Consider the following 21,020-nt stretch of genomic DNA (forward strand, 5'->3'; position numbering starts at 1 on the left):
ATGTCCGGGGAATCTGTTCCGCCAACTTCAACGTCGCCCACCCGCGCCCGTCAGGTCCGCACAGCGATGCCGGAACAGTTGCCGCCATGGGGGGTGTTGGTTCTTGAGAGTCATCATGCACCTGATTTTTCGATGCAGTGGCGTGAGCACCCGTTTGTCAAACTCGTTTACTTCCTGAGTGGTGCGGGAACGTTTCATCTCGATGACCGTCCCATTGCATTCTCTGCTGGTGACGTGTTCGTCATCGCGCCCCATCTGCGGAATCGAATCTGTGACGGCGAAGGCACCCCGTCCAGCTTGTATGCCGGGTGCATCTGCGAGAATGTGTTGAAGGCGGAGCCCGTCACCGCGGCGAGAATTGCTTCGGGCAAGTTGTCGGGTGGCAACCGACAAACGCATTTTGTTGCGTCGAAATTGCGACGAATGGTTTACACGCAAAACTTGGCGTCGTCGTCGTGCGGCATCGACATGATGATCGACGCCTGGAGATTGCTTCGTGGCGTCACGGATTACGATTGCCATCGAAAAGCCGGCAACATCGAGTCGATGCTGGAACCAATCGGTGTCGAGCAGGCAACCGACGTCGGAATCGTCCAGCAATACATTGATGAGTTGCAGACATCGTTTTTAGAAGCCACCACGCTTGATGCCGCCGCGAATCAACTCAATTTGTCTCGTCGTACCTTCACCCAGTTGTTTCGTGAACTGACGGGCACGACTTGGTTGAGGCGAGTGCGTGAACTGGGAATTGAACACGCCAAAAAACTATTGCAGGAAACCGATCTGCCGATCGCATCGGTCGCCTTTGAATCTGGCTTTGCTGATCTCTCGACGTTCTATCGACGATTCACGTCGATGGTCGGCCAGTCACCGGCCGCCTATCGGCAGCAGACCCATTCCAACGTCTGACAATCGAGCCTGAGGCCGTTCTCCGTTTTTCGTTGGGATGACTTCACCCTGAGCTAGCGATGACGGCCCCGTCCGGGGCGAATTTGCATGGACGGCTCCGGAGGTGCCTACATTGATAGCTCGGGGTGGGAGCCCCGAGATTGCTCATTGCGAGAAGACGTCGAAGAGCGTGTCAGGCGGCGAAAGGCTTTCGTCGGACTTCTTGGGGGGTGGTTGGGGGGCCGTCTTTTTGCGAGTCGGTTTCTTCTTTGGTTTGGGGGCGGACTCGGATTGTTTGACGGGTGGAGTGGACGCATGCGGGCTGGTTTCGCCCAGACGATGCACGTGGTACCCATCAACGGGAAGCGTCTCGGACGCCAAGTCGACCAAGTGATCGTGGTGGGTGAACAAGATGACTTGGGTGGTGGTGGAGAGTTCTGAGAAGACCTTGAGTGCCGCCGCAGCCCGGCGGTCGTCGAGCTGGATCAAGCAATCGTCAATGATCAGTGGGATCGCATTGGCGTGGGCCAATTGATGTTTCAACGACGCCAAACGCAGCGCCAGATACAGCGCGTCCGCGGTGCCGGTGCTCATGCGATTGGCCGGCACATCGATCCCATCTCGAACGCCGAACAGCGATGGTTTGTCGCTGTCGCCGTAATCGACTCGCAAGGCCTGATACTCGTCGCAGGTGAGCGTCGCGAAAAAGGATTCTGCCTCACGCAGCACGGGTTCTTGGTTTTGGTTGCGGTAGTGTTCCATGGCTCGCTGCAAGATCGCCGCGGCCAAACGCAGGCGGATGTACTCTTCTGATTCCCGTTGCAGTTTGCCGAGTGAGAACTGCATTTGTTGGGAGAGCTTGGACGCCTCACCGCTTCCATCGATGGCCTTCAGCTTTTCAGTCAGACTCCAGAGTTCTTTTTGCGACACCGAGAGTCTTTCGTCCAGCTCACGTTTCTTCTCGGTCAATTGTTTGAGTTCCTCCGCGATCATGGCGGGCTGCTGGTCCCGCAAGGATTCGACGAACGATTCGCGATCCTGCCCGCTCGCCCAGTGATCCAGTTGGGCTTGCAGGTCAGCGACTTTGGATTCCGCGATCACGCGGCGACGGCTGCGTGCTTCCACTTCGCCCAGTTCTTCAGGAGCAGTGCAATGGGCTTCGTCGCAGAGTTGTTGCTGCGTGATCGTGAGTCGTTCCAGTTGCTCGTTTGCGTCCGCGAGTTCCTGTTCGCGTTGGTGGAGTTGTTGTTGAACTTCGTCCCGAGCGCTGCGGGCGCGTTGTTCGCGTTGCAGGCGTTCGTGTGCCAAATTGATGGTCTCGGCGAGTTCGGTCAAACCGACTGCGTCGCCTGCGGAATCAGTCGGGGAGGTGGAGTCAACGTCCTGCGCCGCCAAGGAATCTCGCAAGCGTATGGCGCGCCGAACAAAGGTCTCGGATTCTTGGCGGATCGCTGCGATTCGAAGTGAGATGTCGTCCCGTTGTTTCTTTTGACCGATCAACTGCGTGATCGAGTCCATCATCGACAAGGCGTCTTGCGGGGCGGGTTTGGAACTCAGTTGAAGGGACGCGGTGAGTTCATCCCATTGTTTGTTCCAGGCGTCCAAGGCACTCTGCCGGCGCTGCAGGTTGGATTCCAGTCCGGGGATTTCGGTCCGGCATTCGTTGCGTTTGTGCTCGCGTTGTTCGCGAAGTTTGAGTTGTTGAGCCTGCTCGGCGCGTTGGGTCAACGCCAAGTCATGCAGACGCGAAAGCGTGGTGCAGGTTGGTTCCAGTGAATCCTCGGACGAGGTGTCGGATTCTGGAATTTCCAGCGCTTGTTGCAGCCTCGCAATGGCTTGTCGCAGTTGTGCGTGAGACTGGTCCCGTTCGCCGATTGCGGTTTGCAGTTCCGCGAATTGCTCGATTAGTTTTTGATGATCGGACATCCAGGTTCGCATCGCATCGGGATCGCTGGCTGGGATGCCCGCGGCATGCCAAATGGATTGCCAGTTTTCTTGAGCCTGCGTCAGAGAAGCTTGAGCGTCAGCGATCGCGAGGTCGTGCTCGGTCGACTGACGCCGCAGTTGATCCAAGTTGTTCTGGGCGGCTTGCCGTCGGTAGATCGATTCGTGTTGCGACTGGAAAATATCCGAGATGGAATCAGCCCGATGGATCGCCAGTTCGGCTGCGGCGAGGTTCGCTGACCATTGATCGGGGGAAAACGAGTCCGCGTTTTGCTTCATGACGGCGAGGATCTCGTCGCGATGCTGGCGGGCGTCGCGAAGATCTTCGGGCGTTGGCAGATCTCCCGCGTCAGCCTTGAGGGACGCCAGTTTTTCTTCCGCGTTGGCAAGTGATTGTTGCAGTTCCTTGGCTCGTTGCTGGCCCAGCATGACTTCTTTGCCAGCCCGGTCGAGAGCTTGCGTTTGTTCGGTCAATTGCGACTGGGTCGGCGGTGACAGTTCGACGGCGGACTGAATTGCGGCGTCATCGCTGGACGTCTCCAACTTCAATCGGCGATGGATCGTTTGGCATTCGCGAGCGAGTTTGTCGACTTGCGTTTGTTCTCGCCTCGCGGATTCAATCCAACGCTCCGGGGCGCCCATTTCTTCGAGCGTGCGGTCGAGCAGTTGAAACTGCGTTGGCACGTTGGATTCTGCCAACACGTCTTCGGCCATCGTGAGTTCACGCTTGGCTTTGTCGAGTTGGTCCGAGGCATCGTCGCATTGTTGGACCAACTTCTCGTATTCGCCAGCCAAACGTTGAATCTTGGATCGTTGCGATTCACTGATTTGCAGTGAGTCAACTTGTTGAGTCAGCGCATCCTGATTGTCATCGGTTGTTGCGTGCACCGCTGGAAGCGGGGCTTCCCCGAAGGCGAGGTCATGGAGTTGCGATCGCATCTCTTGTTCAAGGCTTGCCAACGCTTGTTGCAAGGTTTCTTTTTCTCCCTCGGCTTTTTCTCGGCTGGGGAGGTCTCGGTACAGGGCCAGGATTTCACTCTCGAAGAGCCCGATGGATTCGTCGTGTCCGAGTTGCTTCCGTTGCTGAGTGAGTTCAGCATGGTTTTGTTGTAGATTTTGTAGCAAGCGGGTGGTCGATTTCTGCTCTTGTTCCCATTCCCGTCGGCGGTCAGAGAAATCATCGGACAGCATGGGGGCGTCTTGCACGCTGGCCAATTCTTGCGTCGCCGCTTTCCAGCGTGGGATCAATGGCAGGGCTTGTTCGGTCGATTGCAAGCGGCCCATTTGTTGGACGAGCGATTGGGACTCTTCTTGCCAGCTTTGAATCTGGGCTTCTTTTTCGGCCAGTTGTTTTTGCAGGTCCGCGAATTCGGCCGGTGGGACTTGTGCCTCACGCAGTCGGCGACGCATTTCGTCGAGTTGTTGCAGGCTGTGGTTGATCGTGGGTGTTTTGCCGGTGCGTTTGAAGCGTTCGCTGGCTTCGGAGTCGAGTTGTTCATAGATCTCTCGCAGACGTCCGATGCCGGCACCCGCTGAGAACAAGATTTCGCCGAGTTCGCCTTCGCCTCGCAGAATTTGTTCACCGCCGAGCAGCAATTCTTCGTGCGACAAACCAAAGCGTGAACGGAAGGTGGCTTCATCGACGCCGCCTAGCATTTGAGCCAATTCGGACTCGGCGATCTCGGCTTGGTCGTCGGCACCTCGCAAGGTGTTTTTGCGACCACGACGCCGGATGCACTCGAGGACCCTCTCGGGGGCGGATCCATCGCTGGACAGCGTGGTCAGTCGCCCACCGACGCGTAGTTTCGCGGCGGGATGCAGGAAGGCATCGTCGGCGCGGGTGGCCATGCCAAACAACCAAGACGAGATGGCACGCAGGCTGGTCGATTTACCGGATTCGTTGGGACCGACCACCAAATGGAATCGGTTCGGGCCTGCCGAAAGGTCGAGGCTGCGGTTGGTGATGTGCCCAAAGGCGATCAGGTCCAAGCGTTCAATGATCATCGTTTGCCTCCTTGCAGTCGTGCGAGCAATTCCGTGGTTGCTGCTTCGATCCATTCGTGACATTCTTCAGGGTTGTCCAAGCGAATGGGGGCTTGGTCGCCACTGAATTCGGTCGGCAGTTTTTTCAGTAATGGGGTGATCTCGCTGGCCATCCAATCCGAGTCGCCTCCGCCGGATTTCAATTCTTCGACGACGGAGAGAATGCTGTGCAGCGGGCCCTCCTGATTCGTATCGTGTTGTTCCGCGGGCGAGTGATCGACCTCGGCCGAGGTTTTGATCTTCAACCGTTCCAACCAGACTTGTCCGTGGCCATGGGTGACCGAAGTGGCTCGCAGCGACGCTTCCAAATTGGATTGTTCACGCATCCATTGGTGATGCAGCGATGATTGGCCGGACAAGATGACTCGGGTGACCAGCAACCGATTCTCGGCCTGTTCCAGTTGGTCGTTCATCCAGGCTTCATAGGCGTCCATCAATTCATCGGTGTGCGACCATTGACTTGCATTGGCGTCAAAGGTTTCAAATCGGACGACATCGAGCGGCATGAACCGACGCTCAGTTTGATTGCGAGCGTCCAGGTCGACGAGGAGGCAACCTTTCGGTCCCGATTCGCGAATGTGTCGGCCTTGAATGTTGCCACTGAAGACCACCGGGGCGGTGCCTTCGATTTGGTGCTCGCCGCGCAAGTGAATGTGGCCGAGGGCCCAGTAGTCGTAGCCCTTGTCGGCGAGTTGCTGCGGGGAACAGGGGGCATACGGATCGTGACCGTCCAGGCCTGACAGTCCGGTGTGCAAGATGCCGAGGTTGAACATGCCGCCGATCGGTGCGGGGTATTCGGCGGCCATGTCGCCGGTTTCGGCTCGTTTGGCATAGGATCGGCCGTGGATCACGATGCCGAGGTCTTCGAGCACACGTTGGTCGACTTTCTTTTCGCTGAGCAGAATATCGGAGCCGTCAGGGTTCTTTGGCAGCGGCAGGTTCGACGTCATTTTGTTGGCGGCGTCGTGATTGCCTCGAATGACCGCAACTTGGATGCCTTCTTGAACCAACCGGCTGGCTTGTTTGACAAAAAACAGACCGGTGTTTTGGTCGGGCCAATCGCCGTCGTAGAGGTCGCCTGCGATGACGACCAAGTCGACTTGTTCGTCGATCGCCAACTGGGTCATGTTCTCGAGTGCTCGCCGGGATGCCTCGCGAATTTCGTCGACGGGAGCGTCTTCGTAGGCGTCAAGCTTCTGCAGGGGGCTGTCCAGATGAATGTCGGCGGCGTGAAGAATGCGGCGGTGACTCAAGAGGCTTCCTGCGGGCGGGGTGGGTGAAGAGCGAGTTGGGGACGACGACGTCGTGTCGGACGGCTAGACTGATCGACATGATAACGCACCATGTTCGAATCGGCTTCGCGGGAGAAATCTACCTGGCTCGTGCCCAGCGACGGATCGAACGTGGCCGGCGAGTGTTGGTGCGAACACCCCGCGGGGTGGAATTGGCCGAAGCATTGTCGGTTTGCGACGATGACGGCACACCCACCACCCTGGAAATCCTCCGGCCGACCACACACAACGATGATCTTCTGATCGAGCGTTTGCAGCGGCACAAGGTTCGCGCGGTTCGCGAATGCCAAGCGATTTTGGCGGAAAGCGAATCGTCAGCGGTTTTGTTGGACGTCGATCAATTGTTCGACGGCGGGACGCTGGTGATGCACTTCTTGGGGGAACCGGATGCACTTGGCCGCGAGCTGACCGATGCGATCGTTCGCCGCTACGAAGCCGAAGTCAAGAGCATCGAGCTGAGTGATTTGATGCAAACCGGTTGCGGACCGGGGTGCGGCACCGCCGACGCCGGTGGCTGCGGCGGCGGGTGCTCGTCATGCAGCGGATGTGGGATCGTCTCAGCGAGACAAAAACAGCCGCTTGGATAGGACACGTGGGGCTCGGATCTCAAGAGCGACTTGGTCGTCCTCGTCTGGATCGCCATTGCCAGGCACACTGTCGACGTCGAACTGGTCGGTTTGCGTGACCTCGGCGTTCAATGTTTTCAACCCGCGATTGTCGACGCGTGCGGTCAGGACCAACTGGACGCTTGCACCGGACGCCAAGGGGCCGATGTTCCACAGGCCCGTCGCGGGATCATAGGTGCCTTGCTGCGGTGAGACCGGTGGTACCAACGTCAACCCATCGGGCAACAAGGATTCGATGACGACGCCGGTGGCATCCGAAACACCGTCGGCATTGGCGGCGGTCAAGGTGATCGTGATGATGTCATCGACTTCGGGTTCCAAGTTGTCCACCGTCGCGGTGACGCTGACGTCGACCACTTGAGGTGTGATCTGGACCGAAGCCAGGTCATCTTCGTCGGCACTCGCGTTGCCTGGAATGCTGTCCGGGTCGATTTGATCCGACTGGATGATTTCGGCCACGTTGGTCACCGATCCAGACTGCTCAACGATGGCGTTGATTTGCAACGTCGCGGATTGATTGGGTTCCAAGCGAGTCAAGGTCCAAAGACCTGTTCCAGCGTTGAAGGTGCCTTGGGTTGGCGTCGCGTCTTGGAAGTTCAGCGAACCGGGCAAAATGTCCCGGATCACGACGTTGGTCGCAGGGTCGTTGTTGGCGTTGGTGATGGTCACCAAGTACTGGACTGTGTCGCCGCGATTGGGATCCGAGATGTCGACGGACTTGGTCAACGACAAGTCCGCACGTGCGATCATCAGGATCGCGGAGTCGGCATCGTCTTCGTTGACGTCGCCGTTTCCAAACACGCTGTTGCGATCAGGTTGGTCGGCCGAGGCGACTTCGGCAAAGTTGGTGATGCCGTCACGAAGGAGGTCGTCCGTGATCGCGTCTCGATTGACCGATGCGTTCAGCGTCAGCGTGACCGATTCGTTGCTGGGGATGCTCGGGATCGACCAAGTGCCCGACTGAGGGTTGTAGCCTCCGTTGGCGGTCGACGAAGAGACAAAGATCAGCCCGGCGGGCAATGAGTCGGCGACTTCGACATTGGTGGCTGTCGTTGGTCCCGTGTTCGAAACGGTCAATTCAAATTCGACCGGGTCGTCCAAGTCGAAACGGGTGCCGTCCACCGTCTTGCTGAGCGCCAGATCGATCAGCTGGGCTTGGACGTCCACCGAGGCTCGGTCGTCCTCGGCTGGATCGACGTCGCCATTGCCCGGCGTGCTGTCTGGGTCGCGTTGGTCGCTGGCCATGATCTCCGCCACGTTGGTTTGCAACGATTCGGAGTCGACGTTTGCGGTCAGTGTCAGCGTGGCGGTTTGACCAGATGTGAGCTCATCGATCATCCAAATCTCGGTGACCGGCGAGTAGGTGCCGTCGGAAGTGGTTTGGTCGGTGAGGTCCATTCCGGCGGGCAAGAAGTCACGGACGCGAATTCCGGTCGCTGGGTCGGGGCCGCTGTTGCGAACGGTGATCGTGAAGGTGACCGCGTCGCCAAAGTTGGGCGAGGCATTGTCGACGGTCTTGGTCAGCGAAAGGTCGGCGCTCGCAAGGGTCACCATGGCGGTGGCGGTGTCGTCTTCGCCGTCATCCAATCCACTGTCAGGAACGCTGTCTTGGTCGGCTTGCTCGGCAGCGATCACTTCGGCTCGGTTTTCGAGTGTTTCCACGTCGCCGATGGTGCCAGTCAGCTCCAGCGTGGTTTCTTCGCCGGATGCCAAATCACCAATCGTCCAAAGTCCGGTCGCTGCATTGAATGCACCGGCGGGCGACGAGGATGTGAAGGTGTATCCATCGGGAAGCGAGTCGCGAACGACGATTCCGGTGGCATCGTCGGGACCATCGTTGCGAAGCGTCAGCGTGAAGGTGACTTCGCCGTTGATGGCGGGACGTTCGGGGGAAGCGGTCTGTGTGAGCGAGAGATCGATGACCGGCGTGGTGATGCTCGCACTGGCTTGGTCGTCTTCCGCCGCGACGTTGTTGTCGGGCGTGGAATCGATGTCGTCTTGATCGACGGAAGCGACCTCAGCGGTGTTGGTTTGTGTTCCAACTTGGTCGACGATTGCAAACAGGGTCAACGTCGCAGTCGCGTCATCGGCCAAGGAGTCGATGGTCCACTCGCCCGTGTCGGAATCGTAGGTGCCGTCGCTGAGAGAATTGGATTCGTAAGTCATTCCCGCGGGAAGCAAGTCGCGGACCACGATGTTGGTTGCTGTGTCTCGCGTGGTGGCGGTCTCGCCATCATTGGTCAACGTGATCGTGAAGGCAACGCGGTCGCCGACGTTGGGGGACGGGTTGTCGACGGTCTTTTCCAACGACAGATCAATGAACTCGACGCGAGCGGTCACGCTGGCTTGGTCGTCTTCGGCCGGTTCGTTGTTGTCCGGCGTGCTGTCCGAATCGATCTGCCCCGCCGCAATGACTTCGGTGCGGTTGGTGATCGTCGGTGAGTCCGACGTGACATTGTTGTTGACGCGAGCGTTGACGATCAGCGTCGCCGTTCCGGAGGGGGCCAATTCGCCGACTGTCCAACGACCGTTGGATGAGTTGAAGCTGCCCGTTGTCGGTGTGGCATCGATGAACGTCAGGCCGATCGGCAAGTTCTCTTCGACGATGACTCCGGTGGCGGTGTCCAAGCCCTCGTTGCGAATGACGATTTCGTACTGAATGGCTTCGCCCAAGCGTGGTGTGAGATTGTCGACGGTTTTGAACAGTTCTAAATCGATTTGTTCGGCTTGTAGACTCACTGCGGCTTGGTCGTCTTCGTCGATCAATCCGTTGCCTGGCGTGCTGTCGGGGTCCGGAAGCGTGGCTTGGATGATTTCGGCAGTGTTCGTCAGTGTGCCCCGGGAAAGCGTTGTGGCGACGATTTCGAGGGTGGCAAACGACGGGGCGGCGGTTCCGGAGTCAGCGTCCAGCTCGGGGACCGTCCAGCGACCGGTGTTCTCGTCGTAGGTGCCGATGGAGGCGGTGGATTCGACGTATTGCAGCCCGGCAGGCAGCGAGTCCAGGACGATGAACTGGCCCGACGGATCTCCGCTGGCGTGGCGAGCTGTGATCGTGAAGGTCACGTTTTCGCCAACGTCAGCGTTGGTGTTGTCGACGGATTTGGTGAGTGACAAATCGGCTTGTGCGGGAGTGACGGCGCTGGACGCTTGATCGTCTTCGGTCGCGTCTTGGTTGTCAGGCGTGCTGTCAGGATCGAACTGGGCCGCCTGCGTGATCTCGGCGGTGTTGGTGATGGATGCGAACAGATCGCTGCGACCGGGATCTAAAATCGCGGTCAGGGTCAACGTCTCGCTTGCTCCGGCCGCCAGCGAATCGACCGTCCATGTTCCCGTGGCGTCGACATGAGTGCCGTCGGTGACTTGGGCGTCCTGGAAAATCAGTCCGCTTGGAAGCAGGTCGGTGACTTGGATGTTGGTCGCTGTTGTGATCGGAATCGCAACGCTGGTTTCGGCGTTGGACAACGTGATCGTGTAGGTGATTGTGTCGCCGGGCTCTGGGCGGGCCGGTGTGACCGTCTTGGTCAATTGCAAGTCGATCGCATTGGGGGTCAGTGTCGCCGAGTCGGTGTCGTCCTCGGTGGAAGCACCTGCACCAGGAGTGCTGTCAGGGTCGCTCTGGTCTGACGCCGTGATGGTGGCCGAGTTGGTCTTGATCCCGAGACTGTCGACACGTGCGATGATCTGCAGGGTTGGCATGGCCGGGATTGGGTTGCCTGGGTTGGGAGCGGTCACATCGCCGACCGTCCAAAGTCCCGTGTCTGAATCGTAAGTTCCAGACGAGGTCACATCGCTGACGTAAGTCAATCCGGCTGGCAGGCGATCTTGAACTTGAACCCCCGTTGCGTCGTTGGGACCCTCGTTGTCGACCGTGATTGTGAAGGTCACGTTCTCGCCGACCGTGGGTGTTTCGTTGGAGACGGTCTTCGTCAGCGAAAGGTCGGCGACCGGAGTTTGGAGGAGGACTTCATCCTGGTCATCTTCATCGATCAAGTCATTGCCCGGAGTGCTGTCGCGATCCGTTTGGGTGACCGCCAGGACTTCCGCCACGTTGGTGAAGTCACCGGCTTGGTCAACGCGAGCGACCAGTTCCAATGTTGCCAGTCCGCCGACGTCGAGCGATGAGATCGACCAACGGTTCGTTGACGTGTTGAACGAAGTGCCGGCGCTGGGCGTGTTGCCAACCAGCGTCAATCCAGCGGGCAAGCGGTCTTCCACCACAATCCCTGTGGCGGTGCTGAGCGTCGCGTCGGTGGCCGTGTCGAGCGATGAGTTTTGCAACGTCAGCGTGAACGTGATCTCGTCGCCGACGTTGGGTTGGCTATCGGAAACCGCTTTGGACAACTGCAAATCAACCCGCGTCGCGGTCACGGTCGCGGCGTCTTGATCGTCGTCAGCCAGCACGTTGTTGTCGCGGGGACTGTCCGCGTCGAGTTGTTCGGCCGCTGTGATTTCCGCCACGTTGGTTTGCGGATCCAGGCTGTCCAGTTGCCCGGTCAGTCGCAGCGTGGCCGTCGCGCCGACGGCGAGACTTGGGATGGTCCAAAGTCCCGTGCCGGGCGTGAAGGTTCCTGTGGAGGTTGTTCCGGTGGTGTTGATGATTCCCGCGGGGATGCGGTCCGTCACAACGATGCCCGTTGCGGGATCGGGGCCGTTGTTGGTGACCACCACATCGAACACGACGTTCTCGTTCAACGTGGGTTCCGTGGTGATCAGGGTCTTGGTCAATTCCAAGTCCGCTTCGCCAGCGTTGTCGATGTTCTGGACGATGATGGTGGGGCCGACGGTGCCGAGCAGGTCGGCGATCGCGTCGTAGTCGGGGCCGCCACTGACTTCGAGTTCGATCGCACCGATTTGGGTCAGGTCGGCGCCACTTCCGCTGATGGTTTGGAAGTCGGTGAACGGGATGTACTCCACCGAAGTGGGCTGCGTTGGCAGGGCGGGAATGGTCAGCGTGGCTTGGCTGACCAGGGTTCGACTGCCCGCGATGCCATCGTCGCTGTAAAGTCGGATCAGCGCCGTGCCACTGGTCACCGAGCCGATGACAAATCGCAGTCCGGTTGCGGAACCACCGTTGGTCAAATCGATGGCACCCAAGCCGTCGTCGTCGACGGTTGCAGCGTCGTCCCCGGCCCCGTCCCAGATGACCAAGCGGCTTCCGTCGGCGAACCCGTTGGCATCGAAGCTGAGCAAGTTCGGGGAGACGGCTTGGTTGACGCCAATGGCCACTGTGCCAATGTCGCCCGTGCCACCTTGGGTTTTGTCGACCAACAAATCGCGTGAGCCGCCGATGGCTTCGGCCGCGGCTTGCGTGGACGTGACCGGAGTCCCATCAGTGACCGTGTCTTCCACGCTTTGAGTGGTTTGGAAGGAGTCGATGGTTTGGAAAGATTGCCCGGCCACTTGCGTGGTGGTCACCGTGATCAACGGCGAAGTTTGCTGCTGCAGCGAGCGACCGTTGACGGTCTGAGCGGGCTGGAAGACAAAGTAGGAACCCGCGGTCACGCCCGTGAATTGGTAGTTCCCACTGGGATCTGCCATGGCCATGTTGACTTCGACGTCGTCTGTGTCGGGTTCGAACACCCCATCGCCATCATCGCGGAACAGATCCAAGGCGACGTCTTCAAAGTTGCCCCCAAGGAAGCTGTCCGTGACCTGCCCTTGGATCGTCACCAAGTCAGACGCCACCGCCAACAACCGCCGATTTTCAAGGGATTCCAACAACAATCGACGCCGGCCTCGGTGCATTCCAATGGTGGAACGGGAATCTGTCCGTGGTTTGCGACTGGGGAATCTCATCGTCACTGCTTTTCTGGGGGGCCTGCAAGCTGTGTGTGACATCACACGACGAATGGAGAAGATAAGCGGCCTGGGTGAAGCGGGGAAGATATGCCAGTTTGAGATGTGTGTGACGCAGCGGCCCGATCGTTTGTGGGTCACACAACGGTCGTCTATTGCCTGGACTCGCCAAACGCCTGCTGGAGATAGTCATGGAGGACGCGTGACGATGGCAAGCGACTCGGCGAGGCGAGTGAATGTCCTCGCGCATCCTTCGGCCCCAGAATTTGAACCTCAGGCGGCCGCAGGGCCAGTTCGCACTGCAACCCGAAAATCTCGGAATCGATCATCGTTGAGTCAATCAGCAATGCTTGCGGTCTCAAGTAGTCCGCGATGGCGAGGATTCGGGGACGAGGAGATTCCGCTGACAGATCAACACCATCGAAGGAATCGGGATCGCTGACCCGAATTCCGGCGAGGGAGATCAGTGTGGGCAACAGATCCGCGTGACTGGTGTTGAAGCGAATTTCTCGCTGGACGACGTCCGGCCCGAAAACGATGGCGGGAGTTCGGACTTGTGCGGATGAGAGACGAGTTCCGTGGCCGATGGTTCCGTCATCGAGAAAGGATTCGCCGTGGTCGCCCACGATCGCAACGAGTCGGTTTGGATCTTGCAACAACGGGGCAATCATGGCATCCAGCGTTCTGGCTGAGTTTCGATAGCGATTCCAAACCGCTGTTCGCGAATCGGGGCCAAACGGCAAGGGATAGTCCGTGCCCGCCGAAGGGAGGTCTCGCACGTGTTGGGAGTCAACCAGGAACGGTGCGTGTGTGGCGTAGAGGTACAGCACCGCGAGACGAGGCGAGTGTCGTTCGCCCTCTGGCATTTCAGTGTCAGACAGAAACATCTGAGCTGACTCAATGGCACGTTGTTCCGAGGCCAAACCGTCCCGCGGTTCAACCTTGAAGGTGTCGTAGACATCCGAATGGAGGAACGCATCCATTTGAAAGGCGTTCCAGTCTTCGGCGCCTCCGAAGAATCCCAGTTCGTAACCCGCTTGCTCAAACAAACGATTCATTGCGGGAGAGAAACGAACGTCCGCGAGATAGAACCAGATCGCATCCAGGCCGTTGACCAAAGAAAACAGCCCCAGAGAACTGGCGTTGCCACCGGAATGATGGCGGTGCATCCACAGTCCCTGCGTGGCTCGCGAATGAATGTTGGGCATGACCGACGGATGAACCAGTTCGGGTCGGAGCGATTCGACCACGACGAGCAGGATGTCGGGCGGCAGCGGTCGGGTTTCTTGCACCACATTGAAGCGAAACAGGCGGGTGCGTCGCGTGACATCCGCTGCTGTGAACAAAGGAACTGGGATGACCTGTTGTTCGTTCGTCCGCGCATCAGCACCAGGGTCATCGAACCAACCGGTGACACCCAAGGCATGGCGTGAGGGGGCGCTTGTCATGTTGTTTTGAGTCGACGACCAAGTGACCAATCCTGGGATCGCCGTCATCAGGACACAAAGCGTCCACGCATAAGTTGCTCCACGAATGCTCAGTTGCCAATTTCGGGTCGTGAAGGTTCGAGCCAAGGAATGCACCGACCAGTGGCAGGTCCATCCAATCGCAAACAATCCGGCAATCGAGAATGTCAATCGAAGCAGCATTCCAAGGGTGACATAAGGCACCAGACTTGACACTCGCGTGGAAAACAGATTCCATGCATCGGTGGAAATCAAACGGATTCCAATCCAATGAAAGACCAACAGGTCAGCCAAGACCCACACCCACCACAATGTCATCGAGGCCAAGATCCATCGATGCCACGACAACTTCCAACGACCGAGATACAGCAGAAATGCGACCGGAGCAAAAGCTTGAAAGACTCGCCATGCCGCGATGAAAAGCCCCGACATGGAGGCGTCTGTCTCGCTCGGAACAACAAATCGATGCCCACTTGTTGTCGCCAGCACGGCGCACCCAATGAAGGTCGCCCACAGCAGTTGTTGCCAAAGCAAGCGAGCGTCGTCTGGAGGTGTTGGTTGGGGAGACATTCGCAAGGGGTTAGCTCGATTTAGATCGAAGCAATGCGAACAATCGAGGGAAGTGAGAGGCAGCCAAAAGTTTCCACGCGCGCGTGTCCAGGGGCCTTTGACGTGTCAGACGTCGAGCGTGTTTGCGGGCGGTCAACAGGTAGCCTTCTTGAACCGCCGTCCAGGCCCAGGTGCGTTGCCGGTCCCAGGCTGAGCACACTGTCTCCGCGGACGCTTGATTGGTGGACGGGGTGTACGGCAACCCACGATCTGCATGAGCTTTCGCGAGCAGCCGGTCCAGTGCATCCGCTCCGTCGGTTTGCCGAACAAACGACATGTTTTGAGGGTGAACTCGGTAACGGGTGAGCGGTTCAGGCAGGTTCGCAAGGCGGCCGATTCGAGCGAGGCGTAGCCAGAGATCTTGGTCTTCCGCGACGGGGTAATTCAAAGCGAAGCCGCCGGTCTGGATGACTGCCTCACGACGAAGCATGGTGGACGGATGCATGACGCCACCGGCACCCGAAAGCAACCTTGCCTCAATCGCGTCGTGATCGGCGGGCAGGATGGTCACACCATAGGGATCACCTTCGCCGTCGATGTTTAAAACGGCGGAACCAACCAACACGCAATCGGGATGAGCGTCGAGGTAAGCGACCTGCGTTGCGAATCGAGTGGGTTCGGCAACATCGTCAGCGTCAATTCGGGCCAAGTATTGTCCACGTGATTGGTCGATCAAGCGGTTCAGTGAGACCGCCATGCCCGCATTGCTCTGCCGGATCAGTTGCACCCGACTGTCGTTCTGGGCGGCTTGAAGTGCAACGTCGCAAGATCCGTCGGTCGATCCATCATCGAGGATGAGGAACTCAAAGTTGGCTTCGGTCTGCCCCAAAATGCTGCCAATCGTTTCGCCCACAGTCTTCTTCGCATTGAAGACCGGTAGCAGAACTGAAATTTTGGGTGGCGAAGGTGAGTTGGATTCATTCATTGCGATGCCAATCTCGGCGCAGATGGATCCAACCCAGGGTGGAAAGCGGCAGGTAAACGATCGCGTGCATCAGTAGGAAGGCCGCACTGACGCCGACGGCTCCAAACTGAATTCCCATCCCCCAAATCACCAAACCGCTCGTGATGCAGCCAGCCAAGCTGATCGCAAGGTACGGTGATTTTCCATGAGCGTGCAGGTAAATCCATTGGAATTCGATGATCAATGCAGCCCACAGTCCGATGATCAACAATGCGGTCGGCAAGGCCGGCAAGAAACGATGCGCATATCGAAAGTCAATCAGATCCAGCCCGATCACGCCGCTCAAAAAGCAGACGCCAAGCAACGCCATCAGAGTCGCGGCGACTTTGCCCACTCGGAAGTAGATCCGGTCCAGTTCTTGGTAGTTCTGCTCGGCGATCAAGACACCAAACCGAGGTGTGCGAGTCCGGACCCACGAGGAGCACGCACCACGCAGCGACTGCAGGATGTTCCAGGTCAATCCGAATTGACCCGCCACCACTGAATCTTGGTATCGGAACAACACCGGTAGCATGACATCGGCATTGAAGTAATTGAAAAGACCTTTCAGCATGAGTTTGGACTGAAAGGGCCAGATTTCTTTTCGCCAAGCGATGGATGCACCTGTGGGGCGGCGGGCAAACGTCGCAAAGAATCTTGGGTACCTGCCAAGCAACCAGCCGAGTTCACAAATCAAACGAACGGCGGTTGCCAACGCCGGGATCCAAAGAGCTGCCCCCAGCGGAATGGCGATCCAAACGGCGATGCTGCCCGCGATGCCTCGTACCAGGTTGAGCTTGTGAATCTCGCGGACTTGGTCGCATCCTTCCAGCACCGCGAGAAACGGGATCAGCGCGAAGGCGCAGGAAGACAGGCCAACCAACGTCAACCAGGGTGCACGCCAAACCAATTGGTCCGCTGCCACGTCGTCGGCAAAGAACCACAGCCCAAAGAGACCTGCCAGCAATCCAAAGGAGACGGCGAGTCCAACCTGCATGGCGGTCGAGATGCGCATCAGATGCGTCAATCGCGAGATCGAATCCTCGTCGCCAATCAACCGTCGATCTTCATCGAGATCAAGCTTGCTCCAGAGGTGACTCGTCATCGTGACGATCGTTTGTGGGAACGCCAGTTCAAAGAACATCTGCAGTCCGATCACGGACCAGAAGGTCACGTAGAACCCCTGCATCTCCGGCGAGAAGTATTTGACCACCAGCCAAAGGGTGATCGGGCCGGAAAGAAACTGCCAGTAACGAGTCGCGACGGCGTAGAACGTGGCGCGGTCGACTTCCAAACGGTTCAATGTGCGACGAGGCCAGGATCGTCGTGGTGGCGGTTCACTCGAACTCATGAGAACGTTTGGTTCCCTGAGTCTGCGGGGGGATGGGATTTCACTTGGCGAACGAACACGGTGTTCTCGCCATTTTGTCGGGCGTCAAATTCGTCGGGTGGGAAGCGTTCGGCCATTGCCTTTTCGCAACCGGGGACCCAGCGATCATGGCACTCGATCATGGCAGTCTGCACTCGATCAGCCCACTGCCCGCCGACGGCCAAGACCTCTTTTTCTGCGCCTTCGATGTCCATTTTGAGAAGGTCGATTTTCCCGTCGAAGTACTGGTTCACGACCTCGTCCAACCCAACCGATTCGATCGCGGATGAATCTGTCTCAGCGACTGGGGCGGTTTCTTGATACCGGTATGCCCATGGCTGCGCGTCCTCGGAGATTCGTTCCAGCATCGCATTTCGATGCCACAAACCAACCTGCAGACAATGGATTTGTGGATAGGCCGCTGCGTTTTGTTCCAACACGCGAAAGTTGGAAGGGTCGGGTTCGATCGCAACGATGTTTGCTTTGGGGAATTGGTTCGCGAACCAGACGGACGCCAGGCCGATGTTGGCACCCGCATCGAGGAGCGTGTTCGGCGTGGGAACGTCGATTTTGTACTCCAGATCAAAGAAAATCTGCTCAAAGACGTATTCGTCCGACGTTCCGATGCGAATCGCCACCGGGTGAGTCAGCTCATGCCAGGTGAGCCATGTCAGAGGCTGGGGCTCGATCAAAAGCCGAAATCGCAATCGGATTTTCTCCCCGAGCGAGAGTTTCTGGCCCAGGCGGTCGGCCCGCCACTGGAGGTGGTGATGCAGGGTGTTGGGAACCAAGCATCGACCCAGCAAACGCCAGATTTTGCCTGGTAGAAGGCGTGCGAATCCGCTTGATTCCTTGCCTGGTCGAGGGGGCACTTTTCTTTTCAATCGATCCGCTGTCGTGCTAGGATAGTGCGGCCGTCAAAACGAGTCGCGTTTTGGCCTTGTCGAAGAGACTTTTCTGTCCGAAGGAACCTCATGGTACCCACCGAAGACCAAATGCGAAAACGAGAGACCGGTTCTATTGCCACGTTGTGTGTCGCATGCTTGGTATCGCTAGGTGGTTTGCTCTCATTCTGTGGCGCTGCGCATGGGTACACGCCCGAGGATCCTGAAATCCAGGCCCTGGTCGATGGCGGTGTCCAATCCCTGCGAACGAACGCACGCCAGAAGACGTTTTACGCGTTGACGACCGCTTTCACGGGTGGATTCGGCGAACATGCGTTGACGGGGTATGCGGCGATGAAGGTCAATCACGACCCGACCGATCCGGTGGTTCAGCAAGGTATTTCTTCGTCGCGGACCTTGGTTTCGAAGCTTGGGGCTCCTGACCCCGGCGGGCACAGCAGCAAAACGGTGTATGCCGTTGCTGCGGCGACGCTGTTGCTCGCTGAAGTGGACGCAGAAAAATACAAGTCGGAACTCAAACAGATCGATCGCTACTTCCGAAACGCTCAATACCGCAACGGTGCCTACGGTTACGTGGGCGAGAAAACGGGGGACGTTTCCCAAACACAGTATGCCATGCTGGCGCTTTGGACCCTGGATCGAGCGGGAATCCAGATCGATTACAAAGGCGTCGGCCGAACGGTTGGTTGGCTGCTTCGCGTCCAAGACCCAGGTGGTGGATGGCCCTACCAGGGAATTGACCCGGGAGGGAACAATCGGGTCAAGCAAGGTGGTGTCACTCCCTCGATGGCTGTGGCCGGAGGAAGCGCTCTGCTGATCGGGACCGACATCCTCCGGATGTGGGGTGAGAGTTTGGGCGGGGAAGCTTCCGCACTGGTCGGATTGCCCAAAGCCGTGAAAGAATTCAAAGAAGGGCAGAGCCTGAAAAAGGTGGAACGGCCCAAGATGCCGAAAGAACCTGTCGTGGCAGCGATTCAAGCTTGTGAAGGTTATCTGGGCAAAAATTCAGCTGACCCGGGCGTGAAGCGAAGCATCTGGCCCTACTATCAGCTGTACACGCTGGAGCGATACGAAAGCTTTCGAGAGATGGCATTTGAGTCGGAAATCAATCCCAGTCCTGCTTGGTACAACAGCGGCGTCGAGTACCTGAAGGAAGTTCGCAAAGGACCAAGTTGGCCTGGCGGTTCCTACACGACCAGTTCCGTCAGCACCGCGTTCTCGGTTTTGTTTCTGATCCGAAGCACCAAACGGGCCATCGTGAAAGCCAGTTCGGGGACATTGGGAGGTGGGCGATCACTTCCAAAGGACACGACGAAGATTCGGCGGGAAGGTTCGCAGATCAAAGGGGAGCCTGTCGGTGCGTCGGTGTTGGATTTGTTGTCGGCACTCGAAGATGACGGCAACGAAGCACTGGAGGGAAAGTCCTTGCCTGAGGACATGCAGTTAGCGACGGATCCCAAAGATTTGCGTGCTCAACTGGATCGATTGGAACGGCTGGTTCGAGGCAGTCAGTCCTACCAAGCCCGCCGCGTCGCAGCTCGTTTGCTAGGCAAGAGCGATGACATGCGGGTGGTCCCGGCGCTCATCTATGCACTCAGCGATCCCGATCTTTCGGTGCGTCGTTATGCGAGAGATGGATTGCGATTCATCAGCCGTAAATTTGAGGGCTTTGAAATGCCCGACAAACCGACCGAGGTTGAGCTTCGCAAAGCGGAGCGAGCCTGGATGGAATGGTACCTGACGGTGAATCCCAAACACGTTTTCGTGGCTCAGTGAGAGCAATCCGTCGGGGAGGAAATCGAACGACGGATCCAATTCGCGAATTCGGCGGCTCGACCGCCAGCGTCGTGGAAACGATCCAGGTATTCATCCACGCGTGACCAATCAGTCGCATCGCGTCGAAATGGCTCTTCGATGCTTTGCGTGAACGTTTCCATGGACTCGCCGCAGGCCGCTCCAGCGCCTGATCGAACGAGGAAATCGTCGTGGTCGGAAAGCGACACGATGGGAGTGTGGGAGGCGGCCGCTTGCAGCAGGACGTTTGGGAATCCCTCGTGTTCTCGACTTCCGGTCGACACAAACAACTTGGCCGCCGCGAACACGGCCGGCATCTGGGCAAACGGAACCCGGTCAATCAGCTCGACGTTCTCGGGAGCTTCTTGGCGGACGCGAGATTCGATGTCGGGGTCGAACGGATTGGCGATCATCTTGAACGACAGATGCGGAAGCTTTTTGGCAGCTTCTAGCATCAGCAAGGGGCGTTTGTGGAAGTCGTCGTAGCGGCCGATCCAAAGAACGTCGAACGGTTGGGTGAACGGTTCCGGCGCCGGCATCGGAAACGGCGGTTGCCAATCTTCGCGATGGATTGGATTGCGAGAGAGCAACCCGTCTCGATCGAACAGTTGCTTCAACCGATCCACTTGCCATTGGCTTTGGCAGACCACATGGTCTGATTGCAGCAAGGCAAATCGACGTGCGGAAGAGGATTCGCCGCATTCATTGCGGTATTCCGTGTCAGTTGCCAGCCCGTCTTCCAAGCCTGCGTTGGAGCGGACGCAAACGAAGCTCGGCGTTTGTTCCAGGGTTGCGGTTGCCACCACTCGCGAACTGGAAGAGCTGACTCCAAATGAGATCCAGGCATCGATTGATTTGCCGACCAAGCGGGGGTCCGGTTGGCTGTCGATGGGATCGCGGGATCGAAAAGGACGCGTCACGGCCAGAAGCGGCAATTGCCAGAGCAAGTGAGGGGAGAAACGCTGGATGCGTTTGGATTCTGTGTCGATGCAATCTCCCACCGCGTGGCGAATCGCTCGAAAACGATTGACGCTGATGTCGAGCTTGACCCCTTGGACTTCCGTGGGCCAAGCAATGGAACCATTTCTCGGGCGGTCAGTTTCTAGAAAGCAGATTGGCTCGATGTCTGCTTGGTGGGCGAGGTGCCGTGCCAGTGTCCACATCGCGGTTTCGAGTCCGCCGAATGTCTCACCAAAGCGTGTGGGGGCGGATTGCGTCGCGATCCGGCCATCGCTTGTTTCCGCCACGTTTCGGTGAGCCGCTGCGGGGGGGACAATGGCTGGCAGGGCGTGCCAAGCGACCAGGCCGACGCGAAAAGGCTTTGGATTCATGAACGGGCGATTCG

11 protein-coding genes are annotated in these 21,020 nt (G+C 58.1%); 3 read left to right on the forward strand and 8 right to left on the reverse strand.

The window, feature by feature from the left end; genetic code table 11:
* Complete coding sequence (locus UH5x_RS18235; RefSeq protein ID WP_047816640.1) at positions 1-909, forward strand: helix-turn-helix domain-containing protein; 909 nt, start codon at positions 1-3, stop codon at positions 907-909.
* Positions 910-1,053: 144 nt separating this feature from the next.
* Here UH5x_RS18235 and UH5x_RS18240 read toward each other — a convergent pair whose 3' ends face one another.
* Complete coding sequence (locus UH5x_RS18240; RefSeq protein ID WP_482633260.1) at positions 1,054-4,836, reverse strand: AAA family ATPase; 3,783 nt, start codon at positions 4,834-4,836, stop codon at positions 1,054-1,056.
* Complete coding sequence (locus UH5x_RS18245) at positions 4,833-6,128, reverse strand: metallophosphoesterase family protein (RefSeq protein WP_482633261.1); 1,296 nt, start codon at positions 6,126-6,128, stop codon at positions 4,833-4,835. The genes UH5x_RS18240 and UH5x_RS18245 overlap by 4 nt, the downstream gene beginning before the upstream one ends.
* 77 nt (positions 6,129-6,205) lie before the next feature.
* Here UH5x_RS18245 and UH5x_RS18250 point away from each other — a divergent pair, with 77 nt between their 5' ends.
* Positions 6,206-6,754 (forward strand): hypothetical protein, encoded by a 549-nt coding sequence (locus UH5x_RS18250; protein WP_047816642.1) that lies wholly within the window; start codon positions 6,206-6,208, stop codon positions 6,752-6,754.
* Here UH5x_RS18250 and UH5x_RS18255 read toward each other — a convergent pair.
* From UH5x_RS18255 to UH5x_RS18275, 5 genes are all read right to left on the reverse strand, one after another.
* The gene (locus UH5x_RS18255) at positions 6,725-12,538 is read right to left on the reverse strand and encodes a DUF11 domain-containing protein (RefSeq protein ID WP_482636018.1); all 5,814 of its coding nucleotides are present in this window, start codon (positions 12,536-12,538) and stop codon (positions 6,725-6,727) included. The two genes, UH5x_RS18250 and UH5x_RS18255, sit on opposite strands and share 30 nt — an antisense overlap.
* A 203-nt stretch (positions 12,539-12,741) precedes the next feature.
* Positions 12,742-14,625, reverse strand: coding sequence for a sulfatase-like hydrolase/transferase (locus UH5x_RS18260; protein ID WP_482633262.1), 1,884 nt, complete (start codon positions 14,623-14,625; stop codon positions 12,742-12,744).
* 10 nt (positions 14,626-14,635) lie between these two features.
* The gene (locus tag UH5x_RS18265; RefSeq protein WP_482633263.1) at positions 14,636-15,589 is read right to left on the reverse strand and encodes a glycosyltransferase family 2 protein; all 954 of its coding nucleotides are present in this window, start codon (positions 15,587-15,589) and stop codon (positions 14,636-14,638) included.
* Positions 15,582-16,958 carry a lipopolysaccharide biosynthesis protein gene (locus UH5x_RS18270; RefSeq protein ID WP_482633264.1) on the reverse strand — a complete coding sequence of 459 codons (1,377 nt, stop codon included), beginning with the start codon at positions 16,956-16,958 and terminating at the stop codon, positions 15,582-15,584. Before UH5x_RS18270 ends, UH5x_RS18265 begins: the two co-directional genes overlap by 8 nt.
* Positions 16,955-17,848: an FkbM family methyltransferase gene (locus tag UH5x_RS18275; RefSeq protein WP_236696603.1), complete on the reverse strand. Its 894-nt coding sequence runs from the start codon at positions 17,846-17,848 to the stop codon at positions 16,955-16,957. Before UH5x_RS18275 ends, UH5x_RS18270 begins: the two co-directional genes overlap by 4 nt.
* 102 nt (positions 17,849-17,950) lie before the next feature.
* Here UH5x_RS18275 and UH5x_RS18280 point away from each other — a divergent pair, with 102 nt between their 5' ends.
* Positions 17,951-19,657 carry a hypothetical protein gene (locus UH5x_RS18280; RefSeq protein WP_047816646.1) on the forward strand — a complete coding sequence of 569 codons (1,707 nt, stop codon included), beginning with the start codon at positions 17,951-17,953 and terminating at the stop codon, positions 19,655-19,657.
* Here the strand turns inward: UH5x_RS18280 and UH5x_RS18285 are convergent.
* A complete protein-coding gene (locus UH5x_RS18285) occupies positions 19,651-21,006 on the reverse strand; it encodes a glycosyltransferase family 4 protein (RefSeq protein ID WP_482633265.1) in 1,356 nt (451 codons plus the stop codon). The genes UH5x_RS18280 and UH5x_RS18285 overlap by 7 nt on opposite strands.
* Positions 21,007-21,020 lie beyond the last annotated feature (14 nt).

The organism is Rhodopirellula sp. UH5 (assembly GCF_056839225.1).